At 32.3% G+C, this 16,908-nt stretch carries 17 protein-coding genes and 1 pseudogene; 17 read left to right on the top strand and 1 reads right to left on the bottom strand.

Going from position 1 to position 16,908, the window contains the following annotated elements:
- The first annotated feature begins 201 nt into the window (after window positions 1-201).
- From infC to VTHSUH11_RS02570, 15 genes are all read left to right on the top strand, one after another.
- Window positions 202-720, top strand: coding sequence for a translation initiation factor IF-3 (infC, locus tag VTHSUH11_RS02640; RefSeq protein ID WP_059363479.1), 519 nt, complete (start codon window positions 202-204; stop codon window positions 718-720).
- 21 nt (window positions 721-741) lie between these two features.
- Window positions 742-939, top strand: a complete 198-nt coding sequence (gene rpmI / locus VTHSUH11_RS02635; protein ID WP_004696338.1) for a 50S ribosomal protein L35 — start codon at window positions 742-744, stop codon at window positions 937-939.
- Window positions 940-986: 47 nt separating this feature from the next.
- Complete coding sequence (gene rplT, locus VTHSUH11_RS02630) at window positions 987-1,337, top strand: 50S ribosomal protein L20 (RefSeq protein WP_059363296.1); 351 nt, start codon at window positions 987-989, stop codon at window positions 1,335-1,337.
- A gap of 173 nt (window positions 1,338-1,510) precedes the next feature.
- Entirely contained in the window at window positions 1,511-2,098 is a 588-nt protein-coding gene (locus tag VTHSUH11_RS02625; RefSeq protein ID WP_244899971.1) for a hypothetical protein, read from the top strand.
- A 99-nt stretch (window positions 2,099-2,197) separates the two neighbouring features.
- The gene (locus tag VTHSUH11_RS02620; protein WP_105092558.1) at window positions 2,198-2,500 is read left to right on the top strand and encodes a DUF6693 family protein; all 303 of its coding nucleotides are present in this window, start codon (window positions 2,198-2,200) and stop codon (window positions 2,498-2,500) included.
- A 155-nt stretch (window positions 2,501-2,655) separates the two neighbouring features.
- Entirely contained in the window at window positions 2,656-3,201 is a 546-nt protein-coding gene (locus tag VTHSUH11_RS02615; RefSeq protein ID WP_105092557.1) for a hypothetical protein, read from the top strand.
- A gap of 525 nt (window positions 3,202-3,726) precedes the next feature.
- Window positions 3,727-4,197, top strand: coding sequence for a BRO-N domain-containing protein (locus VTHSUH11_RS02605; protein ID WP_244899970.1), 471 nt, complete (start codon window positions 3,727-3,729; stop codon window positions 4,195-4,197).
- A complete protein-coding gene (locus tag VTHSUH11_RS09625) occupies window positions 4,154-4,363 on the top strand; it encodes a hypothetical protein (RefSeq protein WP_244899969.1) in 210 nt (69 codons plus the stop codon). The genes VTHSUH11_RS02605 and VTHSUH11_RS09625 overlap by 44 nt, the downstream gene beginning before the upstream one ends.
- Window positions 4,353-4,727, top strand: coding sequence for a hypothetical protein (locus VTHSUH11_RS02600; RefSeq protein ID WP_105092555.1), 375 nt, complete (start codon window positions 4,353-4,355; stop codon window positions 4,725-4,727). Before VTHSUH11_RS09625 ends, VTHSUH11_RS02600 begins: the two co-directional genes overlap by 11 nt.
- Window positions 4,728-4,832: 105 nt before the next feature.
- Window positions 4,833-5,363 (top strand): hypothetical protein, encoded by a 531-nt coding sequence (locus VTHSUH11_RS02595; RefSeq protein ID WP_105092554.1) that lies wholly within the window; start codon window positions 4,833-4,835, stop codon window positions 5,361-5,363.
- 160 nt (window positions 5,364-5,523) lie between these two features.
- Window positions 5,524-7,119, top strand: coding sequence for a type I restriction-modification system subunit M (locus VTHSUH11_RS02590; RefSeq protein ID WP_105092553.1), 1,596 nt, complete (start codon window positions 5,524-5,526; stop codon window positions 7,117-7,119).
- Window positions 7,109-8,281, top strand: coding sequence for a restriction endonuclease subunit S (locus tag VTHSUH11_RS02585; RefSeq protein ID WP_105092552.1), 1,173 nt, complete (start codon window positions 7,109-7,111; stop codon window positions 8,279-8,281). The genes VTHSUH11_RS02590 and VTHSUH11_RS02585 overlap by 11 nt, the downstream gene beginning before the upstream one ends.
- Window positions 8,282-8,299: 18 nt before the next feature.
- Window positions 8,300-11,434, top strand: a complete 3,135-nt coding sequence (locus VTHSUH11_RS02580) for a type I restriction endonuclease subunit R (RefSeq protein WP_105092551.1) — start codon at window positions 8,300-8,302, stop codon at window positions 11,432-11,434.
- 119 nt (window positions 11,435-11,553) lie between these two features.
- A complete protein-coding gene (locus VTHSUH11_RS02575) occupies window positions 11,554-12,123 on the top strand; it encodes a restriction endonuclease subunit S (RefSeq protein WP_105092550.1) in 570 nt (189 codons plus the stop codon).
- A complete protein-coding gene (locus VTHSUH11_RS02570) occupies window positions 12,117-13,043 on the top strand; it encodes a site-specific integrase (RefSeq protein ID WP_105092549.1) in 927 nt (308 codons plus the stop codon). The genes VTHSUH11_RS02575 and VTHSUH11_RS02570 overlap by 7 nt, the downstream gene beginning before the upstream one ends.
- Window positions 13,044-13,066: 23 nt before the next feature.
- On the opposite strand, the pseudogene VTHSUH11_RS02565 reads toward VTHSUH11_RS02570, so the two are convergent.
- Window positions 13,067-13,516: pseudogene (locus tag VTHSUH11_RS02565) on the bottom strand (restriction endonuclease subunit S); the annotation flags it as partial.
- 149 nt (window positions 13,517-13,665) lie between these two features.
- Here VTHSUH11_RS02565 and VTHSUH11_RS02560 point away from each other — a divergent pair.
- Both VTHSUH11_RS02560 and VTHSUH11_RS02555 read left to right on the top strand, forming a co-directional pair.
- A complete protein-coding gene (locus VTHSUH11_RS02560) occupies window positions 13,666-15,507 on the top strand; it encodes an McrB family protein (protein ID WP_105092547.1) in 1,842 nt (613 codons plus the stop codon).
- A gap of 13 nt (window positions 15,508-15,520) precedes the next feature.
- Complete coding sequence (locus tag VTHSUH11_RS02555; protein ID WP_105092546.1) at window positions 15,521-16,843, top strand: 5-methylcytosine restriction system specificity protein McrC; 1,323 nt, start codon at window positions 15,521-15,523, stop codon at window positions 16,841-16,843.
- Window positions 16,844-16,908 lie beyond the last annotated feature (65 nt).

Below are 16,908 nucleotides of genomic sequence, written 5' to 3'. Positions count from 1 at the left end.
TACAGTAGTTATAAAAATATATAGTTTTGCTGAAAGTTATTAAGATTGTTCTTGACTTTCACAATTCTATTTGTTATTATAATTAAGTAATTTATGAAGCAGAGGCCATCCGCCACTCACCTAATACCACGAAGTATAAGGTTAATATAGAGAACTCTATTCGGATGGTGTTTGCCATCCGTTTTTTTTATTCTCTTGGAGGTGAACGCTATTAGCAAGGATACACCACGCATTAATGAAGAGATTCGTGCTCGTGAACTTCGTGTAGTAGGTCCTGAAAACGAACAAATCGGTATCATGTCTGGCCGTGAGGCGTTGGCATTGGCTGAAGAAAAGCATCTTGATCTTGTGGAAATTGCACCTAACGCTAAACCACCGGTAGCTCGTATTATGAACTACGGTAAATATCGTTATGAACAACAAAAACGCGAGAAAGAAGCGAAAAAGAAACAAAAAACCGTAACTTTAAAAGAAGTTAAGTTACGTCCACATATTGAAGACCATGACTTTTACGTAAAAATGAAAAACGCATCCAAATTCTTGGGTGAAGGTAACAAAGTAAAGGTAACTATCATGTTCCGCGGTCGTGAACTTTCACATCCTGAATTAGGCATGGCAGTGTTGACACGTTTCGCTGAAGAACTCAAAGAAACAGCGTCTATTGAAAAAGCAGCTAAATTAGAAGGTCGTAACATGACCATGATTTTAGTAAGTAAATAATGTTTTGGGAGGATTATAATTATGCCAAAAATTAAAACTCGTCGCGCAGCGGCTAAACGTTTCGCAGTAACTGGTACTGGTGAATTCAAGCGTGCAAAAGCTTTCAAAAGCCACATTCTTGAGAAAAAATCTCCAGCTCGTAAACGTAATTTACGTAAAGCTACATTGGTTGCAAAAGCTGACCACAAACGCGTAGCTAAATGCTTACCATACGCTTAATCGTTAATTATTAAATCGACAACATCGTAATTTAGGAGGAATATACAATGGCAAGAGTGAAAAAGGGCGTTACAGCTCATGCACGTCATAAAAAGATTTTAAAATTAGCTAAAGGTTACCGCGGTACACGTTCCCGTTTGTTCAAAAAAGCTAACGAAACAGTAATGAAAGCGTTGTACTACGCTCGTCGTGACCGTCGTGCGAAAAAACGCGAATTCCGTCAATTGTGGATCGCTCGTATCAACGCAGCGGCTCGCATCAATGGCACAACTTACAGCCGTTTCATCGCTGGTTTGACTAAAGCAGGCGTTGAAGTTAACCGTAAAATGTTGGCTGACTTGGCAGTTAACGATGCAGTAGCATTCGCTAAACTTGTTGAAGTAGCTAAAAACGCTTAATAACATAATATAATACACTAAGGGCTCTCTAATGAGGGTCCTTTTTTGTATCGTAAAAATATGATATAGTGTATCTATATGTACTAGTCCCCTTAGATTCCTAGTGCCATCTAGAACTCTAGTTAAGGGAGACTTACTAGAATTATGTTGTATTGTGTTAAAAGGAGAGAGACATGGAACACATGGAATATATGCAATACATAGAATACCTACCTTACCTATTGATACCATTAGGGCTTTTTCTTTTGTACAATGGCATTAAATACACACTTCGCTTTGCTAAATCTAAGATGTTGTTTGAAATGCCCTATGTGAATAAAGAGGGCAACTTTCAGCTAGATGAAAGTGGGACATATGGTATTTGGCTTAGTGGCAAAATGTTTACTAAAGCACCTATTGGGGAATTTGGTTTTGCTATCGTTAATGAACAGACAGGAAAGCGTATTTCTATAATGCCATCCATCATGAGAACTAGGGTAAATGGCTTTACAAACTCTAGAATAGAATTATACACCTTTAGTGCTAATGCTGGCAGCTATACCTTATCACTTACGAACGATCCATCTCTATTAGATACAGTTTCAGGTGCTCTAGGTAAAGTGGTGAGCAAAAAGGCCGTTGATTATACACAGTTCTCCATACAAATCTATAAGAATAAACCCACTATACTATTATTCCTATGCACTTGGTTAATTATACTAGGATTCTTTAGCTTTGTAGGAGGGATTATATTAGCAGTACTTACTGGTACAAAAATATAAATCATTATTTTATTGTAGAAGCTGAATAAACTTAATAATTATTGTATAATAAACCTCGTATATATTTTAATTTGTAAGAAGAAAGTAGAAGGTAGAATTATGGAATCAAGATTTGAAGGATCTGTAATTGAGTATATCGGTTATAGCATTTTAGCATCTTTAGTAACTATATTTACGTTTGGATTAGCATTCCCTTGGGTGGAAGTGATGTTCCAAAGTTGGGTTTGCCGCAATACCATTATCGATGGCAGACGTCTACGTTTTGATGGAACGGGTTCACAACTATTCGGCAATTATATTAAATGGTTACTGTTAACATTCATTACTTTTGGCATCTATGGCTTCTGGTTATTTAATAAAATGACACATTGGCGCGTTAAACATACACACTTTGCTGATTAATAGGTATATAAATAAATAATGTCATTAGGCTCTCTAGTGTGAGGTACATACCTTGCAATGGGGAGGTTATTCTAATGGAACAACCTATATTGGATTTACACCGCAATCTATTGAATACTTTAACCGCATGAACTCGTAATAAAGGTGGCGTTATATTGTTTGTTTTCGGACTGATGATTCCCCTAGGACTGTTGTTACTCGTACTGAGCATTAAGCATACTGTGAAAGTGTATACGGTAACGGCCATACATGATATGCCTTATAGAACAGACAAAGGGATATTTACTATACAAACAGCTGGTCGCTATGGTATATGGCTTAATGGTAATCGGTTTAAAAAAGCTCCGTTAGGGCTATTTGGACTACAGCTTATTAACTGTGAAACGGAAAAGGAAGTCCCATTAAGAGCTAACTTGATACCCGTTAGTGTGGCTAAAGTAATCGACGTACGACTCGAGCTCTATACATTTCATGCTGAGCCGGGGACGTATCAGCTATTATTTAACGATAAGCCTAGTCGGATAGCAAAGATATTTGGTACGATTCGTCGCTATTTAATTAGTAGTGATGATGATTATAGGTCGTATTCTATTAGAGTCTATCCACATTATTCTATGGTCCATTTATTCCTTAGTATATGGGGATTTATATTTGGCGTTATGGCCGTGATGTGGGGGATAGCGGGACTAGTTATACATTAAAATGCGCCTAACGTGTAAGCACTGCGAATGCTTTTATACGTTAGGCGTTTTATCTAAATTAAAACATAAAGCCTATAGCACGAAAATCGTACTATAGGCTTCTGTCATGTCTAATATCTTATCTTCTATATCCGCCGCATCCTCTAGTATTAGAATTTGGACCGCAATAGTTTTGGTTGTTATTGTTACATGGTGCATAGTTAGCATTGTTATTGCAGTTGTATTGCGTGCTAGTATTGCAATTGTACTGAGAATTATTGCATACATAATCGTAAGCAAATCCTGTGGACACTACAGCAGTCACGGCTAGGGTAGTCATGACGAGTATACGTTTAGTAAATTTCATAGTAATCATCTCCTAGTTTTCATACTTATATTATACTACTATAAGTCAAACTATAAGTCAAACGAAATATGATAATGTAAGGGAAGCTAAAAATATCTTTATTTCTTATGCTAAAAGGCGTATACTATAGGCAATAATACAGAACATATATTTGTCTTTTAAAGAGAGGAGGAAGATGTATGAATGATGATGTAAAGATGTTTGAAGGTAGTCAAATTCGTTCTGTGTGGGATAATGAAAGGGAAGAGTGGTATTTTAGTGTAGTCGATGTTATAGGTTCTTTGACTGAAAGCAATAATCCACGTGATTATTGGTATCGAGTGAAAAAACGTATGTCAGATGAGGAACGAAGTGAACTGTCGACAATTTGTCGACAGTTAAAATTGAAAGCTCCAGATGGTAAAATGCGATTAACAGATGTTGCCGATATGCAAGGTATTTTCCGTATCATACAATCTGTTCCATCGCCTAAGGCAGAACCTTTTAAAATGTGGTTAGCAGAAGTTGATAAAGAACGTATTGATGAAATAATTGACCCAGAGCTAACTATAGATAGAGCCTTAGAAGGATATGCTAAAAAAGATATCTACAGAACTTATCTTAAATATGTTAGCCGAAACGGCTACAAAGGATATTGCGGAGGCAACTAATCCTCAAGGATTAGACGAGAATAAACAAGTTGCTCAAGATGGTGGTTCTATTGCTGGTGATGCACGTAAATCGATTGAAGCTAGAACTGGTAAACCTGTTATTACATCTAAAAATGCTATTGATTTAGGACGACTAATTAGTGATGTGGTGAAACATGATAGATGAACGATTTGAACGGATGAAACGAAAGCGTAATTGTAGAGTACATTTTGATGAAGATTCTTTTCAGATATCTGATTGTACTGTAGCACCAGTTCACGACATACCTGATGTAATACATGAAAATCAGGAGTTTGATTTTTATGTTGAGTCTACTTATGATGTATATCTGCTTCGTATCATACATAGTCATGATTGTGTTGTAAGCATTTATCCTGCAAAAGCTGATGGAATCATATATATCGTAATTTCTATACCTATTTCTAAAGATACTATCAAAGAGACTATTCAAAAGATTTTACATGCGTTGGAGGAATATGGCTTTCCAAAATTGAAGAATCTTAAAAGTAGTATTACATTGAATATATAGTGATAGAGTAGATCGTAAAGAAAATAATACCACATCATATAGGAATTTTTTGTCCCGTATGATGTGGTATTTTATTTATATATGATTCATGGGAGGTATTGCATTATGGAACATTACACAGGATTAGTATTATTGTATTTTATACTCTGGCTAGTAGTTCGGTTATACCGTGGTCCTGTTGATTTTACATGGTGGCCAATTAAAAGTGATGATGAAGATGCTATTAATGAGGATATGGAAGATTATGTTGAGTCCAATCGATTTATAGTTTTTGCTAATGCCACACCTGAAATTAAAAGAGTTATTATATCGCTTGTTAGTCTAGGCATCTTTATATTTAACCTTATTAACGCAGTAGGTTTTTATTTAATCATTCAAACAATAAGTATGCCAGTTTTTATGTATTATTTACTTATTGTCATTATGATTCTAGCCTTTATAGAAGCAGTAGAAAGTACTTGTGAGTTTTATCTTTATTTTGTATCTATGTTTACAAAGAATGTTCCTGTAAAAGTTATATATAGATATCTTGATATATATCGTATTAAGTTATTGCCAGAATATATAGATGAAGTCTTATGTGCGCTATCTATATTGAGTGCCATTTATGGAATATATTGGTATATTGTAATATAGTAATTTAACGTCAATTGAATATGGTAATATCTGATTTTGAAGATGTTTTATTTTTGCCACATATTTCACTATTACTGTAGTAAAGTGTTTATATGTGGCTATTTTTATAGTAAAATTAACTTAATTAGTATGAATAAATTATGAATATATAGGAGATATCATGGGGGCGGAATTAAATCAAAAATTATTTAGTGCTGCAGATAGTTTGCGTGGCAAAATGAGTGCTGATCAATATAAAGATTATTTATTAGGATTAATATTTTATAAATATTTGTCAGATAAACTACTTGAAGCAACAGTGGTAAAAGCCTATAAATCTCTTGATGAGTACAATACTTTAGATAAGCAAACAGAATTATATAAATCTTACATTTTAAATGATAAAAGTAAAGAATTTTTTATTGCAACTATGTCAGATACATTAGGTTATCATATTGAGCCTCAATATCTATTTAGTGAATTAGCAAATTCTGTTAAAAATAATTCTTTTGAATTAGTACATTTAAAAAATGCTTTTGTGCGCCTAGAAACAGCATATACACAGTTTGAAGGGCTATTTGATGATATAGATTTAGATTCTAAACAATTAGGTGTTGATGCAAATCAACGCAATATCACAATTAGTGATGTTATTAAGAAACTTGATGATATTGATGTATTAGGTCATGATGGTGATGTTATCGGTGACGCTTACGAGTATTTAATAGGTGAATTTGCGGCTGGCTCTGGTAAAAAAGCAGGTGAATTTTATACACCACAACAAGTATCAGATATGATGGCTCAAATTGTAACAATAGGACAAGAGAGTACACCTGCATTTACTGTATATGATCCAACAATGGGGTCTGGTTCATTAATGTTGAATGTGCGAAAGTATCTGAAGAACCCAGATCGTGTGCAATACCATGGTCAAGAACTTAATGTAACAACTTACAATTTGGCACGTATGAATTTAATTTTGCATGAAGTAAATTCGGATGATCAAAATTTACATAATGGCGATACTTTAAATAAAGACTGGCCGGTTGATGAACCGTACATGTTTGATTCAGTAGTTATGAATCCACCATATTCCGCAAAGTGGTCTGCTGATCCAACATTTATGGATGATGCAAGATTTAATCGTTATGGTAAGTTAGCACCTAAGTCCAAAGCCGATTTTGCATTCCTTTTACATGGATTTTATCACTTAAAAACATCAGGTACTATGGCAATTGTTTTACCACATGGTGTGTTATTTAGAGGGGCTGCAGAAGGCACAATTCGTAAAAAGTTATTAGAAGATGGCAGTATTTATGCTGTTATTGGTATGCCAGCTAATTTATTCTTTGGTACATCAATACCGACAACAGTAATTATTCTTAAAAAGAATCGCCCAGGACGTGATGTATTATTCATTGATGCAAGCAATGATTTTACAAAATTCAAAAATCAGAATAAATTGGAACCAGAGCACATTAAACGTATTGTTGATACTTATAAAAATCGTAAAAGTATAGAAAAATATTCTTATTTGGCATCGTTTGATGAAATTAAAGATAATGATTTTAACTTAAATATCCCACGCTATGTTGATACATTCGTAGAAGAAGCTCCTATTGACATGGTTGCACTTGGTAAAGAGATGAAATCTATTAATGAAGAAGAAGCAAAATTAGAAAAAGAAATTTATGATATGCTTCTTCAATTAGACTGTGCTGATGAAGATAAAGACTGGTTAAATGGTGTACTCGAGGTGTTCAATCATGGGAAATAAACCGAGAATACGATTTAAAGGATTTACTGAAGATTGGGAACAGCGTAAGTTAGGGGATTTATATAAACGTGTAAATGACCGTAATGATGGAACTTTAGGGCGAGATAAATGGATTTCTGTTGCAAAGATGTATTTTCAGGATCCCGATAAGGTACAATCAAATAATTTAGATACTCGCACCTATGTGATGAAAAAAGGCGATATAGCTTTTGAAGGTCATCCAAATAACGAATTTAAATTTGGTCGATTTGTATTGAATGATATAGGTACAGGTATCATTTCAGAGCTATTTCCCATTTATAGACCTATTACTGAATATGACTTGGATTTTTGGAAATATGCGATTCAACGTGAACGAGTGATGGCTCCTATATTTGCAAAATCTATTACCTCATCAGGAAATTCATCAAATAAATTGGATCATAATCATTTCTTAAATCAGGAACTTTTAGTTCCTAATATTGAAGAACAGAAGAAAATAGGAACTCTATTAAGCATATTAAGTAAAAATATTACCCTTCATCAGTGTAAGCTTGAAAAGCTAAAATTAACGAAAAAAGCTTTATTACAAAAATTATTTCCTAAAAATGGAAAACATATTCCTGAAATTAGATTTAAAGGTTTTACTGATGCTTGGGAACAGCGTAAGTTGTCTGATATTACAGAGATTGTAATGGGACAATCTCCATCTTCTAAAAATTATACAGATAATCCGAATGATAATATTTTAGTTCAAGGAAATGCTGATTTAAAAGATGGAAAAGTAGTACCTAGATTATGGACTAAAGAGATTACAAAAACCATTGATAAAGATGGAATAATATTAACTGTTCGTGCACCAGTAGGGGATGTGGCTAAAACTGATTATAAGGTTGTACTTGGTCGTGGTGTTGCTGGGATTAAAGGTAACAATTATATATATCAGTTTTTACAAAAACTACAAAATAATCGCTATTGGGTATCTCTTAGTTCTGGGTCGACATTTGAATCAATTAATTCAAATGATATTAAAGATTTAATTATAGATATTCCGTCTATAGAAGAACAAACTAAAATTAGTATGCTACTTAATAATGTTAATTCTATTATTACCCTTCATCAGCGTAAGTTAGAAAGATTACAAGAAGTGAAAAAAGGCTTGTTTCAAAAAATGTTTGTATAGAATGACAGGAATAGATATATGGGGAAATTAAATAATACAAAAGAAGCGCAGCTAGAACAAAATCTTATTGATTTACTTTGTGCACGACATGGACAATGGACTTTTCGCCCTGATTTAAAAACAGAAGAAGATTTGTGGAATAATTTACGTAATATTATTGAGATTCGGAACAAAAGTGAACTTAATGATAATGCGTTAACTGATAGTGAGTTTGAGAGAGTTCAATCAGAAATATTGGCAAAGACGAAAACGCCTTTTGAAGCAGCAAAATGGTTGCGTGGTGAAATGGGAAAATGTTCTATTATTCTTGAAAGAGATAATGGATTAGGTCGTATAGAATTAGTTATTTATTCTAGTAATGAGAAAAATGGCGGTTTTTCTTCTTATGAGGTAGTACACCAAATTGCAAAAAATAAATCTAACTTAGAAGAACGTAATCGTCGTTTTGATGTTACTTTATTGATAAGTGGATTGCCGATTATTCAAATAGAATTAAAAACAGCAATTGCTAAGGATGGGATTAAGCAAGCTTATTATCAAATAGAAAAATATATTGATGAAGGAACCTTTTCAAACACTATATTCCAAACGTTACAGTTATATGTTATGTCTAATGAACAAACGACTCGATATATGGCTGCTGCGCCAAAAGGTGAGTTACAAGAGAAGTATATGTTCGCTTGGCGAACTCGAGATAATACAAGAGTTGAGAACATTAATGAATTTGCAAAGCAAGTATTGAATATCCCAAGAGCTCATGAACTAGTATCTGAATATATGATTCTTAGTGAAGAACAAAGTAGTAAAGTATTAATGGTTTTACATCCATACCAAATTCATGCTATAGAAGCTATTTTTGAGGCTGCAAGTAAACATCAGTCTGGGTATATTTGGCATGCAACTGGTTCAGGTAAGACTATAACAAGTTTTGTATCTACAAAGCTACTTGCCCAAAGAAGTGGTATAGATAGAACTATTATGTTGCTAGATAGAAAAGATTTAGATAATCAAACAACATCGGAGTTTACTAAGTTTGCATCTGCTTATTCAACAGGTATAAATACTAATGATAATACACTTATAGTGGGAACAGGGAATACCAAAGCTCTTTCTAGAGCTCTTAAATTGGATTCAAGCTCCAACGTTGTAATTGTGACTACACGTCAAAAATTAAATAAAGCTATTGAGTCTTTAAAAGAAAAAGAACGAGGTAAATTAGCTAACCTTAGAGGAAAACATATCGTATTTATTGTTGATGAATGTCATAGAGCTATTAGTGCTCAAAATATGGATGATATAAAAAAAGTATTTCCAAAATCGACATGGTTTGGATTTACCGGTACACCTATTTTTGAAGAGAATAAAAAGAGTTCTGATGGACAATATGCACGTACTACACACGATCAGTATGGTGAAGTATTACATCGATATACGATAAAAAATGCATTAGAAGATGGCTCCGTATTAGGATTTCAAGTAGAGCATGAATCAACTATACATAAGGATGAGCTTGCGAATGTAGTGTATCGAGCAATGCGCTCAGAAGAAAAGAATCTTAATTATACTGATGAGGAATTAGTGTCTACGGTTGAATCCATGAAGGATATTGACAAAGAAAAATATTTACAAAGTGCACACTATGAGTCTGATGATCACATTCAATCTGTAATTCGTAAAATTTTAAGCCCCAACAATGCATATAGGAAATTTGTCTTTAAAGATGGTAAGCCTACCATGTCTGCTATTTTGACAACTAGTTCCATCGATATGGCAAAACGTTATTATAAGGCTATTAAGAAATTTACAGCTGATAAAAATTGGTTAGAAACACAATTTCCGCATCACCCATTGCGACAAGGGGCGGTTATGAATGACCCAGATTTTCCTCGTGTAGCTATTACTTATTCATTAGAAGAAAATACAAAAGGTGCGGCATTAAAACAGTCTGAAATGCAAGGGATTATTGATGAATATAATCTAATGTATGGGACGTCTTGGAGTGTTGAAAGTATAGAACGTTATAATGGAGATATTAATAATCGTTTAGCACGTAAGAAGGGTGAGTTCAAAGAGTTTGGTAATCATTTAGATTTAGTTATTGTCGTTGATCGATTACTTACAGGGTTCGATGCACCTAGATGTCAAACATTGTTTGTAGATCGTAATTTACAATATGCTGGTTTAATACAAGCATTTTCTAGAACTAACCGAACCTATAAAGGTAAAGAGAAAGGGCTTATTACAACTTTTAGAAAGCCTGCAACAATGAAAGAACATGTTTTTGCAGCAACACGATTGTATTCGCAAGCCAATAATAATGATAGTTTGATTTATCCAACTTATGAAGAATCTAAAAAGAAGTTTAATGCTGCATATAATGCTTTAATAAAGCTGGATGCAATTAATGTGAATAATCCAATTACAGAACATGCGCCAAAATCAGATCGTATTAATTTTGTAAAATGCTTTCAAGATTTAAATAAAGCATATAGAGCGATTGCTTCATATGATGAATTTAATATAGAATTTGATTCTGATAAATCAGGAAAATTTGCTAAGAAGATAGCAATTATAGAAGATAATATTGGGCTTTATAATACAATAAAAGCATCATTAAGTCCTGATGATAAAAATGACCCCGGTATTGAACTTATAGACTTTTTTGATTCTAGCACCGTACAGACTTATACTGTTGATAAAAGTTATATAGATGCTTTATTGAAGGAGTATGAGCCTAATAGTCAGGATACTCGTGTAAAAATAGAGAATGCACTTACCAAGTTAAATAAGAGTGCGTTAGTTCGTGAGATATATAAACAGATACTTGATGATATAGATGCACAGGTTATTAAAAAGGATAGTAATTTTTTACAGCTTAAACGAGACTATTTTACTGATAAGTATGATTCTGTAGTAGAGAATTTTTCTAATATGTGGTGTGTTAGTATCGATGAATTAGTAATCTCTGTTAATCAATCTTCCGTTGGGGAGGATATTTATAATAAGAAACGAATAATAGATAGTATAGATTACCCTACCTATGTGCAACAACATCCAGATGCAGATCCCTTTTCATATCCACAACATATGATTGAAGCATGGGGAAAATGTTTATTTGAAGATATTATTCCTTTGAGAGATGAGTTGAAATAGTAAGATAAAATTTTAATTTATAATTGTAAACAATAGAATACCCGAAGTTTTGTCCATATATGGTCAAGAACGTTTACTTTAAGTCGTATTAGACATAATATGGTGTTTAATACGGCTTTTTGTTTTCTTGGGAACAGCGTAAGCTAGATGATATTGCCAAAATTAAAACTGGTGGAGGAACTCCTAAAACAGCTAATCCTGAATATTGGAGTGGTAATATACCTTGGATACAGTCATCAGATTTAGTTGAAGGTGATATTGCACATGTTAATATAAATAAATTTATTAACAATAATGCGTTAAAGAATTCAGCAGCTAAATTGATCTCTCGTGATTCAATTGCTTTAGTTACGAGAGTGGGTGTTGGTAAAGTTGCAGTAATAAATCAAGATTTTACTACTAGTCAAGATTTTTTGTCTTTGAGTGATTTTGATAGAAGTGATATTAAATTTCTTGCATATCAACTATATCGATTAATGCAAGAAAATGCCAAAGTACTTCAAGGAACATCAATAAAAGGGATTACAAAAACTGAATTAATTGAGCAAAGTATATCGATACCTAGCTCGGGCCAAGAACAACACCTGATTTCCAATGTATTATCAAAAATAGATAGTATTATTACTCTTCATCAGCAAGAGCCATTTCTATATGGGAACAGCGTAAATTATGGGGTGAAACTATGTTAACAATAGAGGAAAAGTCCGAACTATTTTATATTTATTATGAAAAATGGATACATATATATAAAGAAGGCGCTATTCGTGACGTAACAATGCGAAAATATGAGATAACGCTACTATGGCTAAAGAGATTGGTCCCTGAACTTAGGCTTTCACAATTAAATAGGATATCATATCAACAACTATTAAATGACTATGCGGAGTTTCATGAACGACAAACAACGATGGACTTTCATCATCAAATAAAAGCAGCTGTATTAGATGCCGTGGATGAAGGGTTAATAGATAGAGATCCAACACGAAAGGCTATTATAAAAGGTAGGTCACCGAGAATTAAGAAAATCAAATATCTGAATCAGTTTGAATTACATACATTGTTAGTTAATTTGAAATTGACGTCAGAAATTAATTGGGATTGGTTGATATTGATAATAGCAAAAACTGGAATGAGATTTTCAGAAGCTTTAGCATTAACTCCAAAAGATTTTGACTTCTCACATCAATCATTGATTGTAGATAAAACTTGGGACTATAAGGGAATTGGTGGATTCTTACCAACAAAAAATCGATCATCAGTACGAAAAATACAACTTGATTGGCAAACGATTATAAAGTTCTCAGAATTAATTAAAGGCTTACCTGAAGATAAGCCTATATTTGTGAATGGTCGTGTCTTTAATTCAACAATTAATGGTGTATTAGAACGGTATTGTAAAAAGTTAGGAATACCAGTCATATCGATTCATGGTTTACGACATACACATGCTTCATTATTACTTTTTGCAGGTGTGTCGATTGCAAGCGTAGCAAGAAGACTTGGTCATGCAAGTATGACAACAACACAGAAAACATATATACATATAATTCAGGAAATGGAAAATAGAGATATTGATCTGGTGATGCGGTCGATGGCTGGATTAGCTTGAGATTTATTTTGTAGAAATGGCTTTTACTGATGAAGGGTAATAGTTTTATCTATAGTCTCTATAAATTTTCCTATACAACACTGTTCATCATGATTAGGCATTGATATAGGTATTTCTAACAATGCTTTCAAATTAAGTTTTGATCTTCCACTACCAACAATAAAAGTACTCATTTTTACAGTTTTTAATGAATAAGATAAAAATTTATTTTCTAGTTTTTCCTTATAACCAGCTATTACATGTGCATGGTTATTTACCCAAATCGCTCCATTTACATATTGAATAGGATAGTCATTTAAATCATTGGCACCATCTTCTGCAATTAAGACAAATTCACCAGAATGTGTATATCCTGATACATAATCTTGTATACCATTTGCTCCATAATACGGTATTTTACCAGGTACCCTATCTGATGCTGTGACTGGTACTCTTAAATTATCAAAACAAGTAGTTACCTCTGACAACTTACGCTGTTCCCAAGTAAATTCATACTATCTAAAAGTAGTTATTTACTATGTATTTATTCCAATATTTGATATAAAATGAATATATGATGAATGAAGGGCGAAAAAGTAAATCATATATTCCATAGCAAGTTATATGAAAAGGGGATTTAATAGTGAATAACGCTGTAAAGCAAGAAAAATTTGTACTAACTATTACTGCGGATAATGCAGTGTCGACAGATGAACGTTTTGATATTAATAATTTAAGTCTTGGGGATAATTATAAGACTCTTGATGTGAAATTCGAAAAATCAAATGGAGATATTATAACTCGTAAATATAATAAAGGTGAAAGAAAGAATTCTAATCAAACAATGCCTAGATTGGCTCTTCAAATTTTTGAACAACAAATTATTAATCTATCTGAAGAAGAGAAAGAAACATTTCCTATATGTAGATATACTCCAGATAGTGATTTGAGATATGGTATTTATCGTAGTGTTGAAGATTTTAAGAAGTATAGAAATACTATTGAATACTTAAAGTATTTTTATGATGATGATAAATTATTGGTGATTTATTGTTGGAATCTCTTCTCTACATTAAATTTTGTTCAAGAATGTCTAAAGCGTTTTGGTGAGCCTGGTGATAAATTTATTCTTACTTATAGAGAGAAAGATATAAAAGAAAGTGAAGATGAGGCAAGTGAAGCTACGATTCAAGAGGAATTAGTTAAGCCTGTAAAGGAATATGGAAACGAGCATTCTCGTATGTTAATTGAATCAAAAAATATCATTTTTAGGGGGGCACCAGGGACAGGAAAATCTTATTTAGCTAAACAGATTGCAACTGATATTATCAGTGAGGGTTATTTTGATAAATATGAGTCTCTAAATGATGAACAAAAAAAACAGGTTGAATTCGTTCAGTTCCATCCAAGTTATGATTATTCAGATTTTGTTGAGGGGTTACGTCCAAAGATCAATGATGATGGCTCTATGGGATTTGAATTGAAAGATGGTATTTTTAAAAGCTTTGTTTCACGTGCAAGACGAAATTATGAGAATTCTCAAAAGCCTAAAGAGATAGTAGAAAAAGAAACTTCTGTTCAAGAATCAATGAAAAATTTCTTTGATAATATAGAGTTAGGTGTTGATGAATTTAAGACATTAACTGGAAATAGTTTCTATGTTTCAAGTATTGATGATAATTTTATTCATATTACTATTCCTGGAAATGATGTAGTTAATAAATTAGTATTGAGTGTAAGTGAAATCAAGCAAATGCTAGAGTCTGGTCTAACATTTAATAGAGTTAAAGATATTACTAATTTTTTTAATAAACAATTTGCATCACAAGCTTATTCATATGAATTTGTTATTCTTAAAGTAATTCAATCTAGTAAAATTCGTACTAGACAATCATCAGTAGAGACAGAACCTTTAAAGAAATATATTTTTATTATTGATGAAATAAATCGTGGTGAGATTTCTAAAATATTTGGTGAACTTTTCTATTCTATTGACCCCGGATATCGTGGTAAATCAGGTGAAATTGCTACACAATATTCCAATTTACAGGTGGGAAATGAGAAATTTTATATACCAGAAAACTTATATATTATCGGGACAATGAATGATATAGATCGTTCTGTAGATAGTTTTGATTTTGCGATGCGTAGACGATTTAGATTTATAGAAATAAAAGCAGATGCTACATCAGGTATGTTAGAGGGGTTAAGGAGTAATCGTCTTGATGATGCTGCTAATGAATTATTGCCAGAGGAAGCTATCAATAGGATGACTGCGTTGAATGAAGCCATTTTAGAGATTGAAGATTTAAATGAAAATTATCAAATTGGTGCTTCTTACTTTCTAAAGTTGAAAAATTTAACATTTGATGAACTCTGGACGGATTGTTTACGACCTTTATTACAAGAATATGTTCAGGGACTATATGATGAAGAAGGTAAAATGAAAAAATTTGCTACTGCATATGGTTATATAGAACCATAGAAGGGTCTTAATAATGAAAATTCCTAAAGTTAAAGATAATACAACATATATAACTTCGAGATTTTCTTGTACTCAATGTATAATTAGCAATATTTTAAATAAGTCTTTAAGTCAACTTGATGCGGAAGGGCTTTTCATATTTCCTGAATCAATAAAAAAAGTAGAGGATTTAACTCGTGATCAGATGATATTACAAGAGTTTAATGGAAAATATCGTACAGGAAATGTAATGGGATTTATTGGATGTGGAAAAGAAAGATTGATTATACAATCACGGTTTTGTAATGATAAGGAAGATTATTTCTTATCTTATTTACTTGAGCGTGTATTAAACATTCCTAATATAGTTAGTCTAGATGCAGATACGAGTAGTGATAAAAGGTTATTAAATTTCTTATTGTTTATATTTCCAAAATATCTTGAAAATGCAATACGAAAAGGTCTTTATAAGCAATATATACATAAGCAATATAATGATACGAATATAAAAGGGAAGATTGATATTCCTAGACATCTAATTAAGAATACTCCGTTCATAGGTAACATTGCTTATAGTCAACGATTATTTTCATATGACAATATGTTGATGGAATTAATAAGACATACAATAGAGTTTGTTAAATCCAAATCATATGGATCTATAATACTTTCTGATATAAAAGAAGAACTTAAGTTAATTGTAAATGCTACACAGTCATATAGAGCTTGTGATAGGCAAAAGATTATAGAACAGAATAAGAAGAATCCCATTAGACATGCCTATTTTAGGGAATATTCAGCATTACAAAGATTATGTATTTTAATTTTAAAAAGTGAAAAACATGATATTGGTAGTGGTATACAAAATTCCTATGGTATCTTATTTGATGGTGCATGGTTATGGGAAGAATATATTAATATATTATTAAGTTCTCACTTTTATCATCCTAAAAATAAGAGTAAATTTGGTGCACAACAATTGTTTTCAGATGGAAAAAGCTTAATATATCCTGATTTTATTAGTAAATCAACTGATCCTCGTTTAATTGTTGATGCAAAGTACAAACCGATAGAAAATATTAGAGGACGAGATTATTTGCAAGTATTGGCATATATGTATAGATTTGATGCAAGTCAGGGATTCTATATTTATCCTGACTCAGAAGGACAAGTACCCCTTGTATTAAATCTGAATAAGGGTTCTACCTATGAAAATAATATTAGTGCGCGTGATGATGTAAATATTATTAAGCTTGGCTTTAAAATTCCTAATAAATCTGCTAATTATGATGATTTTAAAATGCAAATATATGAAAGTGAATTAGTACTACAAAATTTTATTAATAGTCAGATTTAGTATGTCAAATGGACTAAATTATTGTTATATAAGCATGTTATAATACATAAAATTACATTATTTTG

The organism is Veillonella tobetsuensis, from assembly GCF_002959935.1.
Lineage (GTDB): Bacteria > Bacillota > Negativicutes > Veillonellales > Veillonellaceae > Veillonella > Veillonella tobetsuensis.
Note: the sequence above shows the minus strand (reverse complement) of the source record. Positions and strands in the feature narration are given on the sequence as shown.